The organism is Peptococcus simiae (genome assembly GCF_046569735.1).
In the GTDB taxonomy this organism is placed as follows: Bacteria; Bacillota; Peptococcia; order Peptococcales; family Peptococcaceae; genus Peptococcus; species Peptococcus simiae_A.
Map to the genome: position 1 here is coordinate 1 of NZ_JBKICG010000006.1, position 17,094 is coordinate 17,094.

Consider the following 17,094-nt stretch of genomic DNA (forward strand, 5'->3'; position numbering starts at 1 on the left):
AGCTTTTTTTGGACTTTTTTTCCAAAAAATCCTGAAAAGCAGGTCAAAGGGGCTGAAAATCCCTGGATCATCCTAGTACAGGAAAAATAAGCCCCCTGAAGTCGAGCTTCAGGGGGCTCTTGAACCTTCAGGAGAAAACTTAGTCTTCTTCAAAGTAGCGAATGGTGGCCACCGCCCGTTGGGTGAAGAATTCGATACCATCATGGCCTTGGGCTTTTAGGCCTGAACCTAGGAGGGAGTCTTTAGTGCCTCCAAAGGGGAGGTAGGGCATGGCAGCTGGGACACCTACGTTGACGCCAGCCATCCCGACATCAATATGGTTTAAAAACTGTTCGGCATAGTAGCCGTTTTGGGTAAAGATAGCGCCACCATTTCCATAACGGGACCTATTCATAAAGGCCAAGCCTTCTTCAAAATTTTTGACTTTTATAATAGAAAGAACCGGTCCGAAAACCTCTTCCCGGGCTATCGTCATTTCCGGGCGAACATCGGCTAAAATGGTCGGTTTCACGAAATAGCCACCAGCTAAATCCGGGCCCATATCTGGATTGCGGCCATCTAAGACGACTTTAGCCCCTTCTTTAATGGCTCCGTCTATATACTGGTGGATCCGGTCGACGCTCTTGTCGGAAATCACCGGGCCCATGTAAACGGCTTCATCCCGGGCATCACCGACGGGTACGGCTTTGGCCATTTCCACAATGGCCTGGACCATTTCATCGTAACAGGCCGCTTCAATGACGACATTGGAACCGGCCATACACCGCTGGCCGGCAGCACCAAAGGCGGAATTTTTCAACTGAGCGAGGAAGCCTTCCTTATGACAATCTTTGAGAACCAGGAGGCTGTTTTTTGCACCGGCTAAGACCATGGACCGCTTGCCGGTATTGGCGGCGACTTCAGCAATGTGTTGCCCCACCTTGGTTGAGCCGACAAAACAAACACCCTTGATCTCCTCTGCCTGTAAGAGGGCCTCGCCGACGCGGTAATCGCCATTCACTAGGTTAACAACCCCCTTGGGGAGGTCAATTTCATCAAAGATTTCCATCATCCGCTGCATAAAAAGAGGGGATTGTTCACTCGCTTTGTAAACAATGGTATTGCCGCAACCGATGGCATAAGGGATAAACCAACCAAAAACCAGGGCCGGAAAATTAAAGGGCGACAGACCTGCTACCGGACCTAGGGGTTTCCGCAAGACTTGCCCCCGGGTCGTATCAGAAATGAGGAAAGTTTCGCCGATGAGCATATTCGGCAGACCGCAAGCATTTTCCACAATTTGGATAACCCGGCTGACTTCGCCCCGGGCATCAGCAATATGCTTGGCTTGGTCACGGGCAATAATCTGGGCCAACTCTTCTTGATAGGCCACCATTTTATTACGAATGGCGAAGATATACTTAATACGCTTTTCTACGGCCAAGTCCCGCCAGGCCGGGTAGGCCTCTGCTGCTGCTGCAACTGCTTGCCTGACTTCAGCCTCTGTCGTCAGGGGTAGGTCACCGATCTTCTCGCCAGTGGACGGGTTATAGAGGGGTAGGGTCTCAACGCCCACTTCTCTGCCCCATATCCCGTTGATGACATTTTGCACTTCAATGTAGTCTGTTCTGTAATCCATTCTGTCTATTCCCTCCTAAAAAAATACTGCCAGCCTCTCACCGGAAAAATATACGCTCGCCGTCTACAGAAAAAAAGGTGTTTGACGGATTCTTCTGAAAATTAGGCTGGTTAGTCCTGCCGCTGGAATTTATTAACCATTTCACATCTAGTATGCCATACTTTCACCCCTTCTTCCATCATCATCTTTACCTTTTTCTTATTTTTTATAGCGCTTTCCCCCTATTCCAAGGATTACTGACCACTAAAGGCATAGGCTTCCAGTGCCTTATAGGCTTGACCAGACAGGGGGGCTTCAGGTCTTTTTTGAATCAGCTGTTTACACCGCAAATCAGTCAGACCTTGGGCAACGCTGGTCCTGTGTACGCCACTGAGCTGGGCTATAAGGTTTTGAGTAAGGCGCAGTTCAGGAATGATAGCCTGACTGCGGAGATAGTGATAAAAGGCTAAGACTTGAGCAATTTTAAGGGTCGTGGGGACGGCGTATTGCAGGTACTGTTGGTGGTAAAGCCGCCGGCTTTCTAAGGCAGAAAAGCGCATGATAAAGGATAAAAAGGCCTTGGACTCCTTCATTATATTAATAAAATCCTCCACTGGCAGGTGCCACAGGGTAACATCCGTGTAGGCAAGACTGGAATAGAGTAGAGGCATCCCATGCCAGGCTGGGAAGAGCCAATGTGGATAGGGCGCAAAGGTCAGGGTGCACTTCTCCAATCCATTAATATTCGCCACACTATCCAAGATACCGCCTTCAACGAGAAAGACAATATCCCTTAAAATGTCACCGGCAGCACTCAGGTGCGTCCCTTTTGGAAAATAACTGACGGTCGCAATTGAGGCTAAAGCACCGGCCCAAGGCGAAAAATTAGCATCCAGGGGGTGGAGGGTTAAAAAGGGGCTACCGGTGAGGCGTTCTTCATTCATGGGTCCACTTCCTTAAAATATGCGGGAATAAAACGAGTGTTTGTAGCGGCAACTGCTTATCAGTCCTTTTTATGAATGATATTATCAACTTAACGAAAAAAGGAACAAAAGGAGGAAGAGTATGTCTACCCTATCACGCAACAAAGAGTACTTATTGTGGTTATTTGTTTTTGGTATTCCCCTTGTATTTGGCCTGCTTCCCTTAGACATGGCCCCTAAAATGCAATACTTCCTGGCTATTGCCCTCTGGGGGGTCCTGGCCTGGATGACCTCTATTGTCCCGGCCGGGGTGGTCGGGGCGGTCCTGCCCTCTCTATTTTTCTTTTCTGGGGCGGCCCCGGCAGAGCTGGCTTATGCTCCCTGGTTTAACAGCCTAATCTGGGGGACGATTTCCATCCTCCTCATTGGCTATGCAACAGATAAGACCGGCATTGCCAAGCGGATGGCCTACAGCATTATCTTGCGCTTTGACTGTAACTTAAAGGGCCTGGTCTGGGCCTTTATGGGGGCCGGGGTGGTCATGGCCTTCGTCATTATTGACCCCATGGCCCGGGCCATGATCTTTACGACGATTGCCCTGGGGATTGTCCGGGCCCTGGATATTCCCTTAAAAAGTCGGGAAAGTACAGCCCTGGGCTTGGCCGCCTTCTTTGCCATGAGTGGGCCCGGCCTCATGCTCTATACTTCCGGTAATGGGATTTACATCAACAGTGTCTACCGGAATGTGGCGGGCAATATTGACTACTTCCAGTGGCTCCTGGGCAATATCCTGCCCAGCCTGGCCTGGATGCTGATTTCTGTCCTCATTGTCCTCAAATTTTTCCGCTTGGACAACAGCCGCTGCTTGGATGCCCGGGAAAGCCTGCTGGCCCAGAAGGCTGCCCTAGGGCCTATGAACCGACAGGAGTGGACAACCTTAATCGTCCTCCTAGTCCTGGTGGCCGATTATATTCTGGCACCTATGTTTGACTTAGACCCCTTCTTATTGAGCGCCCTACCCATGGCCCTCCTCTTCCTGCCTTCTGTTGGCGTTTTAGAGGCCAATGACTTTGAAGAAGCCAATTTAAAAATCCTCTTTGTCATGACCGGAGCCATGTCCATCGGGTCCGTGGCCGGGGCGGTAGGCCTGGTGGATATCCTGATTCAGTCGTCAGAGCCCATTATGGGCCGGGGGCCGATTGTAATGACCATTGCGACCTTTATTTTAGCGGTGGTCGCCAACTTTGCCCTGACGCCCTTGGCCATTGTCTTCACCTTAACGGAGGCCATTACCGAGATGGCCCTGGCCTTTGGCTATAACCCTCTCCCCATCGCCTATGCCCTGTGCTTTGGGACAGATGTCTATGTCTTCCCCTATGAATATGCTATCCTCTTAATGTGTACAGGCTTCGGTCTAATGGACAACAAGATGCTCATTAAGGCGCTATGCCTGCGGACGATTGGAGCCTTTGCGATTTTATTCCTGGTCTCTGTTCCTTACTGGTACTTGCTCGGCCTATTTGCATAAAAGATAGGGTGTCCGCCTGGGCACCTTATTTTTTGCTTAACCGGCGGTGTAGGCTGTCAAATGCGGATATCCGGGTGGTCGCTAATGAGAAGCTGCTCGCCGGGGGCATGGGTATAGAGACGGACATTGGTGGACCGGGGGAATTCCCGCTTGGCAATCCGGGCCACCAGCTTTAAGAGGGCCCCTTCGCCGATGGCTTCAAATTCCTCTCGGTGGTAACCGTGTTCGCGAACATGGTAAAGGCCCTCATCCCGCAGGGTGATGATGAGGCCCCGGTTCCTTTTATAGGTTAGGATTTCAATGGCGCCGCCGATTTCTAATTTGGGCAGGCGGCGGCGCAATTCTTTGGGGATGGCTTCTAAACGAATCATGTCTTCCCTCCTTATCAAGACAAAAGCTAGTTCAAGCATAGCAGAGACCGGGAAGAATTGCACCCTTTGGCGAAGAATTGCCTGTCATCCATTTGTATTTGGCCGATAAAGTGCTATACTAGCCCTATTAAGGAGGGGCATCAGGATGCTTGATGAAATTTTAGCCTATAATCAACAATTTGTGGAAAAAAAGCAGTATGAATACTTCTTAACGGATAAGTACCCCAATAAGCAGGTGGCCATTCTCACCTGTATGGACGCCCGCCTGTCCACCCTACTCAGCGCCGCTATGGGCCTGGCCAACGGGGATGCCAAGATTATTAAAAATGCCGGGGCCCTGGTTTCTCACCCCTTTGGGAGTATTATGCGGTCCCTCCTGGTCGCTGTGTATGACTTGAATGTCAGTGAAATTTTTGTGGTGGGCCACGATGACTGCGGGGCAGAGGCCTTAAACGCCGAGACCATGGTGGCCAAGATGAGGAACCGGGGGATCAGCGAGGACACCTTCCAGACCCTGGCCGGGGCCGGCATTGACTTACATGCCTGGCTGGCCCCCTTTGAGAATGTTGAAGAGGCTGTTCGGGAAACGGTGGCCAGGATTAAGACCCACCCCCTGATGCCCGGGGATATCCCTGTCCACGGCCTGGCCATCCGGCCGGATAGTGGGGCCTTACGAGTCATTGTCTGTGATTCATGCCAGGCTTAAGCCCTTCTAAATAAAAAGACCGCCCTTCCGAGGCATTCGGAAGGGCGGTTTGCTGTAGTTACAACATCTATTAGGCAGCCTTTTGCTTGTGGGGCTTCTCTTTCGGGTTTTGATCTAGCGCAGAAGATCCGGCCTTCTGTGTATCAGTCTTTGTCTGGTCAAGAGAATAGGTATGGGTTGCTGTCATGACCTCGTCATAAGCCCAGTGGCTGGTTGGCAGGTCTTTAAAAGTAGTCGTCGGCTTTTCTTGGGCCGGCAGGGGCTTGCGGCCCAGGAAACGGTTAACCATGGCGCAGGCCTCGGCCCGCGTGATGGGGGCATCCGGGCGGAAGCTGGCATCCGAGTAGCCGCTCAGGTATTTTTTAGCATAAGCCTGACTAATGGCCTCCTTGGCCCAGTGACCTGTCAGGTCTGTAAAGGGGGCTGGGGACACGGGACTTTTTTCATTCCCACTGAGAATGGCTGCAAATTCAGCCCGGCTAATGGGGGCATTGGGCCGGAAGGTTTGGTCCGGGTAGCCGGACATCATATGGGTATTCACCATGCTGATAATGGCATTTTCGTACCAGGCCCCGGTATAGGTGATGTCCTTAAAGAGGGGGAGCTGCTGGGTAATAGCCTTGTCCTTCAGGTAAGACCGGGCGAACATGGCTGCCGCTTCAGCCCGGGTAATGGACTGGTCCGGCCGGAAGTTGCCATCCGGGTAACCAGAAACGTAGGCTTCCTGTTGGTTTACAGCTGGAAGGTCAGGCATTTGTTTGGAATTATCTTTTTCTTTTGCCTTGCTGTCGGACTTATTCTTATCCTTATTGATGTCCGCCTTGCTTTTATCGGTATTTTCCTTTTTCTTATTGGAAGGGCTTGACCCGCTACTAGCGCTGCCGGCACTGCTTCCGCTATTTGACTTGTTTTTGACTGTATAGGTTAATTCTTGTTCATTAGAAAAGTCTCTTTCAGCCTCTTTTTGGACAAACCGTAAAAGGTCACCTTTTTCTAACCCCTTGCCCTTAGCTAGGGTGAAGGTAAATTGACCTTGTGGGTCAACCAGGGTCCGAGCACTGTAATGGGCCTGTTGGGCCTGGCCTTGGCCAGCCTTTCCCTGCCGGTAAACGTACAGGTCAACAGTGGCGCCAGGCACGCCTTGCCCGCGAACGGTTTTACCGTCCTTATCCACCTGGAGATTTTGTGGCCTAGCAGAGGCTTCCTGTCCTGGAATAGCCGGCGTAATCTGATGGTTGACAGACATAGGCTTTTTGCCCTTTTCCTCTTGGGTTACCTGCAAGTCATCGCCAGCCTCTAAAAGCAAGCCTTGAGGAACCAGGTAGGTGAATTTTCCTTGGGCGGAAACGGTGACTTGACCGGGCAAGGCTTCATAATTGTTATGATTTTTTTTACGTAGTTGAAAGCTGATGACGGCCCCCGGCGTCCCGGTGCCTTGAATGAGGGTATCCTTTGCAGTCCTTCCTGCGGTTACAGTCGGCCGGAATGAATAACCCTCTTGTGATGCCCTAGCGGTAAAGGTCGTATTCCCGGTAATGGTCCTGCTTTGGCCAGACCAGACCGGGGTCTCGTAGCCAGCTGCAGATTTGACCATTGGAAAGTCAGCGTCCGTCAGGACAGTGCCCGGTTTGACGAGGATGGTTTTCCCTTGGAAGTCAGCGGATACCCCTTCGCCGGGGACAAAGGTAACATAGCAAGCCCCTTCCGGCATCAACTTATTAGCCGCTTCTTGCCCATCTATTTTATTCCGGACAACGGTTAATCGGTGACCATCCAGCCGGGCTTGAGACCCATCTTTAAAGGAGACCGCTAAAGGGCCTTCATGCGTGCCTTCTTTGTCAGTCGTCCGGTTACCGGCGTCCTCTATGTGGGCGCCATCTTGATCAGCTCGCTCGAGGATAACGCCCTTACTGTAATTGACTACATCCCCCTGCCAGACGGACAAGTCCACTAGGGTAAAGTCTTTTCGATAAGGAGTCGCAAATTGACTGCTGTAAGGGATATTCTTTTCAACAATAACCAGGTCTGATAACCCTTCACCTGCTTGACGGGCGGGCAATTGACCATTTTTTAAGAGAATCTTCCCCTGGTCATTAATCATCAGGTCATGGTCTGACTTGGTTTCATAATTTAGAATATACACTTGGCTATCTTTAGAAAATTGACCGCCTTCAGCTTTCTGAACAGTCAGCTCTACATCGCCATTTTGAAAGCGTTTAGACTGAACCTTCAAGGTTGGTTCGGCATCAGCGCTTCTAGCCGGGAGAGGCATGGTGCTTAAAAGCAGGCCCAGGGTAACAAGGGCCGCTAGTCCTTTTTTGAAAATACCTGTATTCATCATCTCTTCTCTCTTTCTTATTTAAGATTAAGCGAGGGCATCAGGGTTACTTTTTTCCCCATTGCCGACTTTCATGCCGGCAGAAAGGGCCTCCGTCGGACAAACCTGTTTACACCGGCCGCAACGGATGCATTCCGGGCTATTGATATCGGCCACCGGGTCAATGGCCATCCCACAGGCCTTGCGGCATTGACCGCAAGAAATACAGCGGTTGTCATCCAGCTGGTAACGGTAGAAGGAAACCTTATTAAAGAGCCCGTAAATGGCCCCCAGGGGGCAGAGGTACTTGCAGAAGGGCCGGTAGAGGATAATGGAAGCCACAACCATTAGGGCTAGGACCACATTCTTCCAGATAAATAAATGGCCTAGGGTAGCTCTAAGTTCAGGATTCAGGGCAACCAAGGGCCAGCCCCCCTCTATCATCCCAGCTGGACAAATTAATTTACAAAAGTAGGGATTCCCGGACCCGATGACATTGACCAGGGTCAGGGGTAGGATAATGACAAAGACGGCCAGAATAATATATTTAAGATAGCGGAGCCATTTATCCCCCGGGAAGGTATGAATCTTTTTAACGAAGGGAATCTTATGCAGGAGGTCCTGGATGAGGCCAAAAGGGCAGAGCCAACCGCAAACAAAGCGGGCCAGGAAGGTCCCCACCAAGACAAAAAAGCCCATGAGGTAGAGGGAGACCTTATATTCGGCACTACCGATAACGGCCTGCAGGGCCCCAATAGGGCAGGCCCCCAGGGCCCCCGGGCAGGAGTAGCAGTTGAGCCCGGGGACGCAAGCCTTTTTCAAGGGGCCAGTATAGATTTGCCCGGATACAAAACCGGCAAAGTGGGCATTGGTCAGGGCTGTCCAGGCCCCCTGGCCCAGGTGCCGCCTCTTATCTGAATATCTTTTTTTAGCCAATGCCGATACACTCCAAACAAATCCGAGAGGCCTTGGTGAAAACAGTGGCCGCTTCATTCCGCATAAGACCGCCAAGGACCAATCCCATACCCAAGGCCACTAAAAGGAATCGGGTATACCAATCATTTAAGCGGCTTTTCATTTGCTTTCGACCTGGGCCAGGGCGCTATTGACAATGTCTTTCCACTGGTCAAAAGTTCTAGCCCCGGCATAGCCTTCGCCAACTACTTTTCCGTTTTCATCAACCAGGTAACTGGATGGGAAGGTTGTAACCCCCTTTAAAACTTGACCGAGAATCACATCATCCGGCTTGCAGAGGGGGTAGGTAACCCCGGTTTCTTTTTTAATTTTCTGGGCCTTCTCAATACTTTCAGGGACATCCTTGCCCCCATCGGTTGTATCTACCACCACGCCTATAACTTGAACCCCCTTGTCTTTCATCTCCTGGTTGAGCTTTTCGAGGTCCGGCATTTCGGCAATACAGGGGTTACAGAAGGTCCCCATTAAGTTGACCAGGGTCAGCTTGTGCCCCTTGAGGTCATCTGAAGTAAAGGCCTTGCCGTCAATAGTCTCCATGTTAAATTGGCCGAGTTCGGAAAAGTTCGTTGTTGTTTTTGGCCCCTTATCTACAGGGGCAGAACTGGTAGTACTGCTATCTGCAGAACCGGGGGTCGAGCTTTCTGTAGCCCCGCCACCGCATCCGGCTAAGAAGGCGGCACTTAAACCCAACAAACAAACCATAGCTGTTAATTTCTTTTTCATTATTTTCCTCCTAAAAATAAAATGCAAGCATTCGTCCTTATTTGAGAACTGTTCGCATTGTAGCACAGGGCAACCTATCTTGTCTTCATGATTAAGCGTATGTTACGAAATCACGAAAACTCACCCATAAATCTTTAAGAAAATCGTCTTTGAATTGCCCGTGCATATAAATCCACTAAAAAATCCGCCACAAAATATCTGTGACGGATTTTTTCTTAACATTTACCTCTTATCTCAGAGCTTTACTTTTGGCCCAGGGCCTCGGCTAGCCGCCCCATACTCCGGAGGTAGGCCAGGAGGTCGGCCCGGGTCCGGTCAGCGGACAGGGGGGCCGTGAAGGAGAGGACCTCCGCCTCCAAGGTCCGGATGAGCCTTTCCCCTTCCTCCGTTAGGGTATAGCCTGTAGCCCGGCGGTCTCCATTTGCCCGGTTTTTGCTTAAGAGGGCCCGGGCCACCAGCCGGTTTAAAATACCTGAAACCGTCCCCTTGGACAGGCTCAGCAGGTCACAGATATCGCTATTGTGGATGGTCCCCTTCCCTCGAGCGGCACCCAGGACGCTAAATTGCTGGGGTGTAATATCCCAGGCTTCTAAGGTCTCGCTCAGCCGGCTCTGCATGAGGCCGTTTACTTCACGGACCGTATAAAAAAGGCGCAGGGCCAATTGATCTTGTTCAGTCATGACGATTCCTCCCATATTCAGTTGGCATGCAAACATCGTACCCCAGCAGGCAGGGCCCTGTCAAATGAAAGCCATCTTATCATGGCCCTTGTTCATGGCTAGGGGCCATGATAAGATGGCAGGGAGGAGGCGAGAGGATGAATACTGCAGAAGATAGACGCCGGATGCTGGGCGACATGCCGGTGGGTCAATTATTGATGCGCTTTTCAGTGCCGGCCATTATCGGGATGATTGTCAGCGCCCTCTATAATGTTGTCGACCGGATTTTCCTGGGCATGGTCTCCGGCCAGGCCATTGGGGCGGTCTATATCACCTTCCCCATTATCCTAGTCATTATGGCCCTGTCCATGCTGGTCGGGATTGGGGCCACCACCCTGATTTCCATCCGCCTGGGTGAGGATAACCATCAGGAAGCGGAGCGGATTTTAGGCAATGCCTTTATCATCATGATGGTCATGTCCCTGGTCATCAGCCTGGTGATTCTTCTTTTTGCAGACCCCCTTTTAAGGGTCTTTGGGGCGACGCCCTCCCTCTTGCCCCTGGCCGCCTTGTATATGCGGATTGTCTGCCTGGCCCTGCCCTTACAGATGGTGTCCTTCAGTTTAAATAGTGTCATCCGGGCCGAGGGCAACCCGACCCTGGCCATGGTCACCATGATGGTTGGGACCCTGGTCAATGTGGTTTTAGACTATCTTTTTATCGTTCAATTGGGTTGGGGGGTGGCCGGCGCCGCCTGGGCAACGGTAGCCGGTATGGCGGTCAGTGGCCTATGGATTCTCTTTTATTTCCTCACCGGCCGGTCCCTCTTAAAGCTCCGGGCCGGCTACTTCCGCCTGGACCTGGCCCTGGTCCGCCGGATTATGGCCCTGGGCATTCCCAGCTTCGGGATGCAGCTGGCCAATAGCCTGGTCATCACGGTCATCAATTATGAGTTAAAAATTTACGGGGGCGACAATGCCCTGGCGGCCATGGGGATTATCCATAGCGTGTCCACCCTCTGCTTCTTCCCCCTCTTTGGGATCAACCAGGGGGTCCAGCCCATTATTGGCTTTAACTTCGGGGCCCGCCAGCTCCACCGGGTCCGGGAGGCCCTCTTTAAGGCCATCGGCGCCGGGACCTGCTTTGCCCTGGCCAGTTTTATCCTGATTATGGTCTTTACCGATGATATCGTCCGCGTTTTTGCCAGCAACCCGGAAACCCTGGCGGCCATTGGCGATTACACCCGCCAGGGCCTGCGGATCAATATCCTCTTCCTGCCCATCTTGGGCCTGGGCATCGTCGGGGGGACCTACTTCCAGGCCACCGGCCGGGCAGCCATCGCCACCTTCCTCTCCCTGACCCGGCAACTGATCATCCTGGTACCCTGTGTGGTCATCTTCGCCCGGCTCTGGGGGGTGACCGGGGTTTGGATGGGCTATCCCGCCAGTGACCTGGCCTCGACAATTTTAGTAACCTACTTTCTTTTCCGTTACCGGCACGAATTACGGGGCCAACCCCGCCAATAAGATATAAAAGGGCAGGCGTCTGAATGCAGGCGCCTGCCCTTTTATAGTTTTTCCAGCTAATAAAAAACCTGCCCGGCAGGGTTTGCCGGACAGGAGACTAATTTTTAGGACCGGTAGTGGATAAAGGCATCCGGGTCGACAGCCTTGCCGTTGACACGGGTTTCAAAGTGGAGGTGGGGCCCGGTTGCTGCGCCGGTCATCCCCTGGGTGCCAATGGTTTGCCCTTGGCCCACTTGCTGGCCCACTTGGACGCCAATGCTGGCGAGGTGGGCATACCGGGTCACGAGACCGGAGGGGTGGATTATATCCACACAATTCCCATAGCTGGAGAAAACTTCTGCCCGGGTAACGGTGCCGCTGGCAGCGGCAAAGATCGGGTCACCGGCCCGGCCGGCAATATCGACCCCGGTGTGGAAGTCTTTTTCAATACCATTGCCGAGCGGAAAGATGCGCTCGCCAAAGGGGGAAGAAATGTAGGTGGCTGTGGTCGGCCAGATGAGTTGGTCACCGGTGGTGACTTTAGCCGTCGTAGCGGCCTTGGGCTGGGCGACAGCCGGTGTCGGTGAGGTAGCCTTGGGGTTGGTGGTGCTGGGCGGGGCCAGCTGGGCGGCTTGGGGGGCCTGGTAGGCATTCAAATGGGCCCACATGGGCTTCTGGTTGGTCCAGATGCCGCCAATCAGCTGCCAGTTGGGGTCACCGTCGACCAGGACCAACATTTGATTCCCTGAAAGGCCAATATTCCGGTTCACAATACTTTCAAATAGGCTAAGAGGTGCATATGCTGAACCATTTTTGATGACCAGGGGGAATTGCTGGCCGTTGGCCACTGTGACCAGGGTATTTTTCTGGGACAGCTGCATTTCATAGTTTTCTTGACCTTGGGTGAGCTTGATTTTATCCTGACCTTCAGCCCGCCATTCTAGGGCCATGTTCAAATCCGTAAAGGTTGACCGGAGCGGCAGCCAGATCCCGTCATTTTGGACGACAGCTGCACTCTTTAAAGGAATATAGGCGTATTCCGGTTGGGCCGCTTGGCCCGGGGTGCTCGGTGCCAGCAGGATAGCCAGGGCACACAAAAGAGCCGGAAGGACCGCCAGGTACTTTTGACGCAAATGAAGCCACATCCTTTCCAGTATTTGTTGCTAGTGTAGCACAAAAAAAACGCAACCGGCGGAAAAGAGGGCATTTGTAACCACTTTGTTCCGTCTTAACCGGTGCGTTCGCAAAATATACTTATTTGATGGGCCCCTGGCGTAAAAAGGCCAGGAGGTCGTCGGCCACATAGCTGTCTTCCTGGTAGTTAAAGCGGATGCCGGCGGCCTGGAAGTCGGCCTTGAGCCGGGCGTAGAGGCTGCCCTGGGCGGTGATGATCTCGCCCGGGCGCCGGCCGGCCTGGATAAAGCCGCTCATGAGCCGGTCCAGGAGCCGGACCGGCCAGCTGGGCCTATCCGCCTCTTCCCGGTCGATAAAGACATCGGTCCATTCAACGCTGCCGGTGTCCAGGTCGACCAGGTAGACGGCCCGGGGCTGGCGGCCGTCGGCCACCGGACTAAAGAGGTAGAAGAAAAAGATTTCCCAATGGCTGTCGGCTTCAGGCAGGGCCCGGACCCGGGCCAGGGTAAAGGGGGCCAGGAGGGGCGAGGCCGGGGCCGGCGCCAGGGGCTGGTCTATCGGCCGCACCTGGTCCTGGTCTAGGATAAAGCGTCTGGGGGCCTGGAGGACGACCGGTCCATTTTTTAAGACCCCCTGCTTGAAGAGGTCCAGGACTGCCGTTAAGAGCTCCCTTAACCGGCCTTCTTCAGCCGGACTGGCCGGCCGGCTGGGTTCACCGGGCTGCCGCCGTTCAATAACCATGGGCAGGTCCTTGGCCAGCCGGACTTCCAGCCGGTCCAGGTCCTGGGCGGCCACGTAGCCAACGGCATCCTCCCGTTGGGCAGCCTGGTCGGCCCAGGCCCCGGCCAGGCCAAAGGCCAGCCGGCAGATAATGACCTGGTTTTCATAGAAAAAGCGGACCACCGTCAGGGCCCGGTCCTCCCCCCTATAAAAGCTGAGGGGCTGGCCGGCCAGGGCCCCCTGCCAGGGGGCGTAGGCCTTGAGCCGCCTTAGGGCCTCGACAACGGTCAAGAGCCGGGGCTTTTGCCGCAGGCGGTTTAAGAGGGCCTTGTGGTCCGGGGGAATCCGCCGACTTTCGCAGGCCTTGGTCAGGGCCAGGCGGCGGGTGGCCGGGGCCAGGCTGGTGCTGGCCTGGATAAAGGGGTAGGCAATTGCCCACTGCTTGGCCAGGGCGGTGGCCATATACCAGGCCACCATGGTGTGGACATAGTAGTGGTCGGTAGGTACAGCGGCCACCTGGATCAGGTGGCCGGGCTGGAAGGCCTCATCCAGGAAAAACCGCTCCATCATCCCAATGCCAAAGCGGACGGTATAGGGGGCCGGGCTGCCCAGCCAGCGGCGGAGGGGGCCGGCCAGGAGGTCCGGCGCCCAGACCAGGGACCGGGGGCGGAGGGCATCGCAGACGGCCCAGTTATCAATAAAGGGTAGGAAGGCCTCGACTTCGGCCAGGGTGGCCGGGGCCTCCTCATTGGCATTGATAAGGTAGGCGTGGATGAGGTTTTCTTCATGGCTGGCATGGGGCAGGTCGGCCATAAAGGCAGCCCGGGCCGCCGGTTCCTTGCCTAGGGTCCGGGCCAGGCGGTTCAGGGTCTGGGCCCGGACCCCCAGGATGGGGGCTGCCGGCAGGCTTTGGAAGAGCCCCTCGCTAAAGGCCTTGTAGTCTGGCTCGGCAGCTTCCTCTAAGGCCCGGGTCATATTATCTAGGTAGTCACTCATGGGCCCCCTCCTCAATCAGCGCGGCGACATCCCTGTCATAGTTGGCCCAGGGGTAGTCGGCTAGGCCTTCATCGGCCTGGCCCGGTGAGGGAAGGCCATCATGGGAGAGGGCCTTGGCCACCTGCCAGCCCGCCCCATTTCGGACCATGAGGAGCTGGTAGCTGCAAGTTCCCTTTTTTTCCGGACCAAGGGTCCAGTCGAATAAGAATTGGGCCTGGGCCGATTGGTCATCCAGGGCCCGGGCCTTGCCGTCAACAAAGCTGAGGGCTCCGGCCGGCTCATACTTGTCCAGCCGGTAGGCAACCAGGTCCCGGAGGGCAGCTGCATCCGGGGCGGTATTGTCTTCAGCGCTGGTGACCAGGTCGGCAATAGGCGAAAAGTGGTCTTTAATAAAGGCCTCCCCGCTGGCCCGGATGGCCTGGCGGTCCTCAGGGCTGAGCTGGGGCTCTTTAGGGGCTTCAACAAAGGCTTGGACCCCCAGGCCCACCAGGACCACACCGGCGACCAGGCAAAGGCTGGCTATAATCATCAAGGCTTTCTTCATGGTCTACCCCCTCCATCGTTCGCTAGCATCTCTGTCCATCACCGGGCAAGGACAGTTTATCTTCCCGGTCAGCTTATGCTACAATAAACCTATTATACAAGATAAAGGAGCAATCGCCATGGGGAATTTTTTATGGCAGGCTTTAAGGGCCTATACCGACAAAAAGCGACAGTCCGCCCATACCCCGGGCCATGGGGCCGGGCAAGTGGTCCCCCCCCGCCTAGCCGCGGCCTGGGGCGAGGCCATCTTTCGCTATGACCAGACTGAGCTGCCGGGCCTGGACCTTTTAGCCGAAGCAGACGGGGTCCTGGCCCAAAGCCAGGCCGAGGTGGCCGCCTGCCACGGGGCCGCCTTTGCCCGCTACCTAGTCGGCGGGTCAACGGCGGGGATCCTGGCCATGTGCCTGGCCTTCTGCCGGCAGAAGACCGTCCTGGTCCCCCGGCATGCCCACCACAGCATTCGCAACGGCCTGGTCTTGGCCGATGCCCGGGCCATTGACCTACCGGTGGACATCGATCCCCAAACCGGGGCCGTTCTGGGGGTCTCTAAGGCCAGCCTGGAGGCGGCCCTGGCCGCCCACCCTGAGGCCCGGGTCTTCTGGCATATTGACCCCTCCTATGATGGGGCCAGGGCCCCGGAAGCCCTAACTGCGGCCCGGGCGGCCGGCCTCTTTATCCTGACCGACGGGGCCCATGGCGCCCATTACGGCTTTCACCCGGCCTACCCCCCGCCGGCTGAAGGGGATATCCGGGTGGTCTCCAGCCATAAGACCCTGCCGGTTTTAACCGGGGCCAGCCTCCTTTTAGGCCAGTCTCCGGCCCAGGCCCCGGCCCTGGACCGGGCCCTGCAGATGGTCCAGACCTCCTCCCCCTCCTACCTGATGCTGGCCTCTCTGGAGGCGGCCTATGACTGGCTACCGAGGGCAGAGGCCCAGGCCCAGATGACCGAGGGCCTGGCTCAGTTAGCCGGCCTCCGCCGGGACCTGGCCGGGACCCCCCTGGCCGTCACCGTCTATGATGACCCCCTCCGTTGGACGGTCTCTGCCCCCGGCCTGACCGGCCTGGCCCTGGCCGAAAGGTTGGCTGCCGCCGGCCTGGATGTCGAATTGGCCAATAGACGGACGGCCCTCCTCCTCTGGCCCTTGACCGGTCCGCAAGCAGGCGGCGCCCAAGCCCTCAAGATCCTGGCCGACCAGTTAACGCCGGGGCCCGACCAGCGTCCGCCCCTGGCCCCCCTCCCCCTGCCGAAGGTCTACCTGGCGCCCCAGGTAGCCCTGGCTGCGCCCAGCAAGCTGGTCCCCCTGGCCGAGGCCGCCGGTGCCATTGCCGCTGCCAGCCTGGAAGTAACCCCGCCGGCCATTCCCCTGGTCCTGCCCGGAGAAAAAATCAGCCCGGCCATTATTGAGGCCGCCCTGGCCGCTGGCCTCTCATCCGACAAGCTGGTAAGCGTCTTAGCTCATAGCAATAGATTTTAACTTTTTCTGTATTTTACATATGCTTCCCCTCCTAATAAAATGCTAAAAGACCATTTTATTAGGAGGATTATATGATCAAAAAAACACAAGTTTATTTTTTAGCCCTAGCGGTAGGTATCTACCTATTTAACTATCTCACCATGGGCCTCTTCTTCGGCCCCCTAGCGGCCTATACCGACAAAATCTGCTCGGACCCGAACTTTATCGGGGTCCTCTCTTCAACCTTTCAATTAGCCATCTACGCCCTGCTCTTCTTTTTCATTTTCAAGAAGCACCCGGACCGGCTAACGCTTGGCCAAGCCCCTAAATCACTTGTCCACTTGAAGCCCCGGCACATTTTCCTGATTGCCCTTGGCTTCAGTGGCTTGACCGGCCTTTGGCTATCCTTGGTAGAAGGCTACCTCCTGGTCATCCCGGCTATCAAGAAAAGTTTTGACTTTTTTATGAAGGTCATGGGTGATGGCGGCGAATCTTCTTTGATCCTAGCCCTGCTATATAGCACCGTCCTTGCAGCTTTAATGGAAGAATTACTGTTTCGGGGGCTTATCCATAACAGCCTGAAAAATTTTTCCCGCTCCCCCCTCTTTGCCATCCTAGCCACCGGAATTATTTTCGGCATTTGGCATGCCCTCTTGGTTCAGTCCATCTACGCCATCGTCGGGGGGATCCTCTTTTCCTATATTTATGAACGGACCGGCAAGCTATCTGTTACGATTGCCATCCATTTTATCAATAATTTTATCTCCTCTGTCGTTCCTGAATTGAATAAGGTCCTGCCCGGTGCGAATACGGTCTACAATATCCTAACCCTGGTTGCCATTCCTCTCCTTTTTTACTACTTATTCCAAATGAGAAAAAAAACCAGCAGCCCCTTCTCTATAAAGTGACCTTTAGTGATGAAACTTTCCTCTAGCCTTCCTTT

The 17,094-nt window shown here is 54.6% G+C and carries 16 protein-coding genes; 5 read left to right on the plus strand and 11 right to left on the minus strand.

The window, feature by feature from the left end; genetic code table 11:
- Positions 1 to 139: 139 nt before the first annotated feature.
- On the minus strand, positions 140 to 1,618 hold the full coding sequence (locus ACLGL1_RS03500; RefSeq protein ID WP_411007406.1) for an aldehyde dehydrogenase family protein: 1,479 nt from the start codon (positions 1,616 to 1,618) through the stop codon (positions 140 to 142).
- A 233-nt stretch (positions 1,619 to 1,851) separates the two neighbouring features.
- A complete protein-coding gene (locus ACLGL1_RS03505; RefSeq protein WP_411007407.1) occupies positions 1,852 to 2,541 on the minus strand; it encodes a Crp/Fnr family transcriptional regulator in 690 nt (229 codons plus the stop codon).
- 121 nt (positions 2,542 to 2,662) lie between these two features.
- Between ACLGL1_RS03505 and ACLGL1_RS03510 the strand changes: the two genes are divergently transcribed.
- Positions 2,663 to 4,048: an SLC13 family permease gene (locus ACLGL1_RS03510; protein WP_411007408.1), complete on the plus strand. Its 1,386-nt coding sequence runs from the start codon at positions 2,663 to 2,665 to the stop codon at positions 4,046 to 4,048.
- Between the two features lie 56 nt (positions 4,049 to 4,104).
- Here ACLGL1_RS03510 and ACLGL1_RS03515 read toward each other — a convergent pair whose 3' ends face one another.
- Positions 4,105 to 4,419 (minus strand): hypothetical protein, encoded by a 315-nt coding sequence (locus ACLGL1_RS03515; protein ID WP_411007409.1) that lies wholly within the window; start codon positions 4,417 to 4,419, stop codon positions 4,105 to 4,107.
- 139 nt (positions 4,420 to 4,558) lie between these two features.
- Between ACLGL1_RS03515 and ACLGL1_RS03520 the strand changes: the two genes are divergently transcribed.
- Entirely contained in the window at positions 4,559 to 5,125 is a 567-nt protein-coding gene (locus ACLGL1_RS03520) for a beta-class carbonic anhydrase (protein WP_411007497.1), read from the plus strand.
- A gap of 70 nt (positions 5,126 to 5,195) precedes the next feature.
- Here ACLGL1_RS03520 and ACLGL1_RS03525 read toward each other — a convergent pair whose 3' ends face one another.
- The 5 genes from ACLGL1_RS03525 to ACLGL1_RS03545 form a co-directional block, all read right to left on the minus strand.
- On the minus strand, positions 5,196 to 7,466 hold the full coding sequence (locus tag ACLGL1_RS03525; RefSeq protein WP_411007410.1) for an S-layer homology domain-containing protein: 2,271 nt from the start codon (positions 7,464 to 7,466) through the stop codon (positions 5,196 to 5,198).
- A gap of 24 nt (positions 7,467 to 7,490) precedes the next feature.
- On the minus strand, positions 7,491 to 8,378 hold the full coding sequence (locus ACLGL1_RS03530; protein ID WP_411007411.1) for a 4Fe-4S binding protein: 888 nt from the start codon (positions 8,376 to 8,378) through the stop codon (positions 7,491 to 7,493).
- A complete protein-coding gene (locus ACLGL1_RS03535) occupies positions 8,371 to 8,520 on the minus strand; it encodes a CD1871A family CXXC motif-containing protein (RefSeq protein WP_411007412.1) in 150 nt (49 codons plus the stop codon). Before ACLGL1_RS03535 ends, ACLGL1_RS03530 begins: the two co-directional genes overlap by 8 nt.
- Positions 8,517 to 9,140, minus strand: coding sequence for a TlpA family protein disulfide reductase (locus ACLGL1_RS03540; RefSeq protein WP_411007413.1), 624 nt, complete (start codon positions 9,138 to 9,140; stop codon positions 8,517 to 8,519). Before ACLGL1_RS03540 ends, ACLGL1_RS03535 begins: the two co-directional genes overlap by 4 nt.
- A gap of 242 nt (positions 9,141 to 9,382) precedes the next feature.
- Positions 9,383 to 9,820: a MarR family winged helix-turn-helix transcriptional regulator gene (locus tag ACLGL1_RS03545; protein WP_411007414.1), complete on the minus strand. Its 438-nt coding sequence runs from the start codon at positions 9,818 to 9,820 to the stop codon at positions 9,383 to 9,385.
- A 137-nt stretch (positions 9,821 to 9,957) separates the two neighbouring features.
- Here ACLGL1_RS03545 and ACLGL1_RS03550 point away from each other — a divergent pair, with 137 nt between their 5' ends.
- On the plus strand, positions 9,958 to 11,325 hold the full coding sequence (locus ACLGL1_RS03550; protein ID WP_411007415.1) for an MATE family efflux transporter: 1,368 nt from the start codon (positions 9,958 to 9,960) through the stop codon (positions 11,323 to 11,325).
- A 104-nt stretch (positions 11,326 to 11,429) separates the two neighbouring features.
- Here ACLGL1_RS03550 and ACLGL1_RS03555 read toward each other — a convergent pair whose 3' ends face one another.
- From ACLGL1_RS03555 to ACLGL1_RS03565, 3 genes are all read right to left on the minus strand, one after another.
- Entirely contained in the window at positions 11,430 to 12,437 is a 1,008-nt protein-coding gene (locus ACLGL1_RS03555; RefSeq protein ID WP_411007416.1) for a M23 family metallopeptidase, read from the minus strand.
- A gap of 121 nt (positions 12,438 to 12,558) precedes the next feature.
- Entirely contained in the window at positions 12,559 to 14,154 is a 1,596-nt protein-coding gene (locus ACLGL1_RS03560) for a DNA alkylation repair protein (RefSeq protein ID WP_411007417.1), read from the minus strand.
- On the minus strand, positions 14,147 to 14,698 hold the full coding sequence (locus tag ACLGL1_RS03565; protein ID WP_411007418.1) for a hypothetical protein: 552 nt from the start codon (positions 14,696 to 14,698) through the stop codon (positions 14,147 to 14,149). The genes ACLGL1_RS03560 and ACLGL1_RS03565 overlap by 8 nt, the downstream gene beginning before the upstream one ends.
- 118 nt (positions 14,699 to 14,816) lie before the next feature.
- On the opposite strand from ACLGL1_RS03565, the gene ACLGL1_RS03570 reads away from it, so the two are divergent.
- Positions 14,817 to 16,172 (plus strand): hypothetical protein, encoded by a 1,356-nt coding sequence (locus ACLGL1_RS03570; RefSeq protein ID WP_411007419.1) that lies wholly within the window; start codon positions 14,817 to 14,819, stop codon positions 16,170 to 16,172.
- A gap of 71 nt (positions 16,173 to 16,243) precedes the next feature.
- Complete coding sequence (locus ACLGL1_RS03575) at positions 16,244 to 17,059, plus strand: CPBP family intramembrane glutamic endopeptidase (RefSeq protein WP_411007420.1); 816 nt, start codon at positions 16,244 to 16,246, stop codon at positions 17,057 to 17,059.
- Positions 17,060 to 17,094: the final 35 nt, after the last annotated feature.